The organism is Paenibacillus sp. 598K (assembly GCF_003851045.1).
Lineage (GTDB): Bacteria > Bacillota > Bacilli > Paenibacillales > Paenibacillaceae > Paenibacillus_D.
This window is the reverse complement of sequence record NZ_BFBX01000059.1, coordinates 18,878-24,092: the sequence shown is the minus strand read 5'-3', so window position 1 is coordinate 24,092 and position 5,215 is coordinate 18,878. Positions and strand designations below refer to the sequence as shown.

Here is a 5,215-nt window from a genome sequence, read left to right as displayed (position 1 = left end):
GGCCCCGGTCCAGGCGGGAAAGGCCCTGGCCCTGGTCCTGGCGGGAACGGCCCTGGCCCCGGTCCAGGCGGGAAAGGCCCCGGACCCGGACCGGGCCCTGGCCCCGGCCCTGGTCCGGGCGGCGGTGGCGGGATCATCCGGCTGCGCGGGCCGGAGCAACCGCAGCCGTTGGCCCGCGACGGCACCGGATAGCCATTGGGAAATTCTGATCTTCGCATCGTTTATCACTACTCCTTCGAGCTGTTGCTGGGCGGCGCTTGATGCAGTATTGTATGCACTGGGCGCTTATCCCGTGCCCAATCGATTGTCGTCCCCGTCGAAGTCGGCTACAATACGGATAGATGCAGTAATGTATGGAAACGGAGGATGAAACATGCACCAGATGACAGAACTGCTGATGCGGCACAAAATCGTAGCGATCTTTCGCAATATCGAGGAACAGGCTGCACATGCAGCGGCAAGTGCGCTGATCGACGGAGGCATTCGTCTGATGGAGGTCACGATGAATACGAAGGGCGCGACGGGGATGATCGCCAGCTGGCGTCAGCAGTTCGGTAGTCGAGCGGCTATCGGAGCGGGCACGGTGTTGGACGTGGAGATGGCTGCGCAAGCCATCGATGCTGGCGCGCAATTCCTGATCTCGCCCAACCTGGACGAGGCAGTGATCACCTACGGAGCCGAGCAGGGCGTGCCGGTGTGGCCCGGCGTCATGACGCCGACCGAGATCGTCAAGGCGTGGAAGGCCGGCGCGGAGGCCGTAAAAATTTTTCCGATGGCTTCGCTGGGCTTATCGTATCTCAAGGAAATCCGGGCGCCGCTGGATCGGATTCCGATGATCGCTACCGGCGGCGTCGATCTGGACAATATTCGCGACTTTATGGCTGCCGGCGCCTGCGGAGTCGGCATGGGCAGCAAGCTGCTGAGACAGGACTTGATTCAGAACGGGGACTTCGACGGGCTGCGCGAGCATGTCGCACAATTCGTACAGGCGGTAGAGTAGCGGCAAGCAGAGATTGAATCGTTGGAAGCGGGAAGGATGGAGGTGGAGATATGTTGGCATGGACAGGAATCGCACTCGCAGGCATCGGCGTGGTGGCGCTGGCTGCGGCGGCCATGTGGAAGATCGGCGTAGCTAGTCAGAAGCCTCGATGGCTGCCCAATACGCAAGTGCCTTCCTTCCCTTATAGGGACGTGCAATTTACAAGCGAGGGCTCCTTGCTGAAGGGGTGGCTGTTGCTGCCTGAGGGCGAGGAAGCGCCGCATCCGGCAGTGGTCGTCGTACACGGATGGGGCTCCAATCGCTCCCGTGTGCTGCGGTACGCCGAGCCTTTGGTGCGGGAGGGATATGCTGTCCTCCTCTTCGATGTGCGTTGTCACGGGGACAGCGAGAAGATTCCGGCGGCGTCGGCGTTTATGTTCCGCGACGATGCGGCGGCCGCAGTGGCCTACATCAAGGGCGTGCCGGAGATCGACCCGGAACGGGTAGCGGTGCTTGGTCATTCGCTCGGAGGCTTCGGCGCGCTGCTGGCGATGGGGGATGGCATGCAGGTGCGGGCGATCGTCACGGACGCGTCTCCCGTCCAGTTCGAGACGATGCTGACGGCGGAGCTGAGACGTCGTCGTCTGCCGTTGTTCCCGCTGTCGACCTTCGTCCCGACGATCTGGCTGCTGCGCGCGGGCATCCCTCGCCGCGCTTACCGGGAGGCGAGCTTGCATGACGTGCTTCGGCGCAACGCCCAGCGGATCCCGGTACTGATGCTGCATGCGCGAGGAGACGACTTCATCCCGGCGGATGACCTGCTCGCCCTTGCCGAGCAAGTCGACGTCCGTCACGCACTCGTCGACATCGAGGGGCATAGTCGCTCCGACCAAGCCCCTGCATTCTGGGACGAGGTGTTGGGCTTTTTGAGACCGCTGCTGAAGCGTTAAGCTGGCAGCGGTTTTTTGTTAAATGAATAAGACACAGGCTTGAATCTACAGCAGCTTCACGAGGCATGTCTTAATACCTAAAATGGGGTTCGAAATTAAGTATAAAATACTGGTTTTGTGGGAGGTAAAACAGATTTTGTGTAGAATTACTTACTATCACCTACTAAAGGAGGGGGTATTTATGACTACTATAATTGAGAGTTGGTTTTAGGTGTACTGTGGAAATCGTTGATTTAACGAGATACGAACTAAGTCTTGCCAGTCTCCATAATCTTTCCACGCGCTGATCGAACATGAAGATGGACGGACAACCTGTAATAAAAAACACGAAAATTACTACATACAAAGGGGGAGAAGTTTTTGAAAGACAAAATCAAGGGTCTTATGGCTGGTTTATTAATTGGGTCACTTATTACTGGAGGAACTGTATTCGCTGCAGGAACAACTTCGATTAAGGTAGTATTCGAAAACTTAAAATACATGGTCGATGGGGTGCAAAAGAAGCCAACAACTGGTCAAGGTTTCATCTACAATGGAACTACATATGTGCCTCTCCGATTTGCAGGCGAAGCATTAGGAAAAGAAGTGAATTGGGATGGCAAGAATAAGACAATTTGGATTGGAAAACGGGAAGGAACGTTTACTTATTTAAGTAAATTAGAATATGCTAGAGCTGAAGAACAAGCAAAGAATTATCTATATTTTGACGAATGGGAAAATCCTGTAGGTTTGAAGTTTCACGTTGCTGGAGAGCAATTTAATAATGGCATGGGAATTATTTTGTATGGATGGTCTGGAAATAACTCTGGAACGTTATCCTATAATTTGAACGGTAGATATAAAAATTTAAATGCAAGAGTGGGTATTGACGATTACACCAAGAATTCTGAATCGATCGGTAAAGTAACAATCTATGGAGATGGTATTGTTCTGCATGAATCAGATGAGTTAATCGGTGGTGATTTGGCTAGAGAGATTAATGTGGATCTGACAGGGGTTTTGAAACTTGAAATTAAATTTGAAAATAAGAATAATAAAGACCAGCTAGATATTGTTTTTGTTGAGCCCAAGCTGAATTGAGACAAATTGTATACAAGTTAGAGTCTGATGCCCCCAACTTTTGGGGGCATTTTTCATGCAAAACTTACAGGCTCTAACTCATTATCTCTATTCACTTAACTACTTCCTTCCCGTTCGTACCAAATAAAAACAAAGACGCCTGCGGCACGTGGCCACAGGCGTTAGAGAGAAAATATATAATAAAGGGGGGTCATGTATAATAGTATAGAGAGACAAGCTGAACCTAACCTGAGTGTTATATTACATTTACATTACAAAAAAAGAACCGCATTCACCTGAATTGGTTCAAGTAGGCGGATTAAGGTATACTGAGGAATAGCATAAGCTTAGCCTTTTGCGCAAAGGAGGTCCTTCATGAGGAAGTTTGTGATGCGGGCGGCGATGCTGCTCCTCATAGCAGCCGCGCTGTTCGCCCTGGAGCTGAAATATGAATTCGTCACGGCCGACTCCTCGGCGGTGAGCAGTCCCTCTAGCCTGGAGCAGGAAATATACAGGCATCTAAGTGAACAGAGCCGCGAGTTTACCGTTACTTACACCGGGGGCCAGTCAGCCTTGTCCGGACAGATGCCGCAAATTATCCAGGCCGCGATGGCCAAGGATGACTATATCGCCTACATCGTCGACTCGTACCAGTATTCGATCCAGAGCTGGAGTCAGCGAGCGAAGATCAAGATGGTCATCGAGTACCGCGAAAGTATCGAGCAGACCGCTTATGTCGATGCACGAGTAGCGACTGTCCTGGCTGAGATCATCGAGCCTGGGATGAATGCGCACCAGAAGGTCAAGGCGATCCATGACTGGATCGTCCTGAATGTCGCCTACGACGAGTCGCTCCAGAGCTATACGGCATATGAGGCGCTGAGCAATGGTCAGGCTGTCTGCCAAGGCTATTCCTTGCTCGCCTACAAGCTGCTGCGCGCCGCCGACGTTCCGAACCGGATCGTCGAAGGTACGGTGGACACAGGCAACCATGCCTGGAATCTGGTCAATGTCAACGGCGCCTGGTATCACTTGGACACGACATGGGATGACCCAGTGCCGGACCGGCCGGGAGAGGTCAGCTACGCCTATTATTTGAAGACCGATGCGGCGATGCGCCGTGATCATGGCTGGACTCGCTCGTATCCGGCGGCTACGACGACCTATGCGGATACGCTGGCCCAACTGCAGACCAACGACGCGGAGCGTGGAGCGTTCTATGAGACGCTGGAGCGGGACCTTGGCTTGCATTGGCTCAAGTCCGAGCACATCGCGACTGATCCAGATACATTGACCGGTCGGATTCGGGACGCGATCGCGCAGGGAGAGCATAGCTTCAAGGTTCGTTATCTACGGGGAGATCAGCTTAAGGCAGATATCGACCAGGCGATGCGAGCTGCGGGCGGCGTGGCTTCCTACGAGCTGTCGTATCAGGATTACGGAGATGACGGTTCGATTCTCCTCGATGTGACGTTTACGATGCATCCATGAGACGATGACGAGGTATCTGATGTACCACAAAACACCATGCCCCTTTGGTAGAGGAGCATGGTGTTTTGTGTTGCATACAGACAGGCGGGCGGGAGCGAGTCACGGAGTATAGCCATGTTGCGTCTGTCTATTGCGCTTCGCTTCCCATCTCCTGGCCGCTTTCCGCGCCTTGCTTACTCTCCTCGCCGACTGGCGGTCATCTGCTGCCAGACGGAGCCCGCGGCCTCCTCGCCGCGCTCGATCCGCTCGAGCGCGATCGAGGCCTGGAGCTGGATCTCGAACTCGCTGTCCTGAGCGGCCACGCGCAGCGCCGGGATCGCGCGTTCGTCGCCCAGCTCATAGAGGAAACGGGCGGCGCGCCAGCGGACGAGCTTGTTGGGATCAGAGAGCGACTCGATCATCGGCTCGATCGCTGCCGCATCGCCGAGATCGGATAAGGTATCCCCCGCTGTCCGCCGTACAGATACGGAGCGGTCCTTGAGCGCTGTGAACAGATAGGGCAAGGCCTCCGGGCTGCGCAGATCGCCGAGATAGACGACCGCGAGCCGCCGGATCGAGGCGTTGTCATCGGTGACCGCTTGCGCCAGCTGCGGCAGCATCTCAGGCACAGCGGTGCCGACACGCTCCAGCGCCGCATAGCGGACCTGCCAGTCCTCGGCCTTCAATTGCTCGGCGAGCTCGGCCGGCGTCGGCGGCGCCTGACGCGGCGGCGCTGGAGGCTGCTCGGCTGCTGCCG

The 5,215-nt window shown here is 55.1% G+C and carries 5 protein-coding genes; 4 read left to right on the top strand and 1 reads right to left on the bottom strand.

Annotated features, from left to right (window positions below; translation table 11 throughout):
* Positions 1 to 373: 373 nt before the first annotated feature.
* From PA598K_RS17440 to PA598K_RS17425, 4 genes are all read left to right on the top strand, one after another.
* Entirely contained in the window at positions 374 to 1,000 is a 627-nt protein-coding gene (locus tag PA598K_RS17440) for a bifunctional 4-hydroxy-2-oxoglutarate aldolase/2-dehydro-3-deoxy-phosphogluconate aldolase (protein ID WP_128658197.1), read from the top strand.
* Positions 1,001 to 1,050: 50 nt separating this feature from the next.
* The gene (locus PA598K_RS17435) at positions 1,051 to 1,929 is read left to right on the top strand and encodes an alpha/beta hydrolase (RefSeq protein WP_128658196.1); all 879 of its coding nucleotides are present in this window, start codon (positions 1,051 to 1,053) and stop codon (positions 1,927 to 1,929) included.
* A 360-nt stretch (positions 1,930 to 2,289) separates the two neighbouring features.
* Positions 2,290 to 3,009 carry an NPCBM/NEW2 domain-containing protein gene (locus tag PA598K_RS17430; protein ID WP_128658195.1) on the top strand — a complete coding sequence of 240 codons (720 nt, stop codon included), beginning with the start codon at positions 2,290 to 2,292 and terminating at the stop codon, positions 3,007 to 3,009.
* Positions 3,010 to 3,363: 354 nt separating this feature from the next.
* On the top strand, positions 3,364 to 4,479 hold the full coding sequence (locus tag PA598K_RS17425; protein ID WP_128658194.1) for a transglutaminase domain-containing protein: 1,116 nt from the start codon (positions 3,364 to 3,366) through the stop codon (positions 4,477 to 4,479).
* Between the two features lie 173 nt (positions 4,480 to 4,652).
* On the opposite strand, the gene PA598K_RS38035 is transcribed toward PA598K_RS17425, so the two are convergent.
* On the bottom strand, positions 4,653 to 5,215 hold a 563-nt coding region (locus PA598K_RS38035), incomplete at its 5' end, for a HEAT repeat domain-containing protein (protein WP_260405466.1).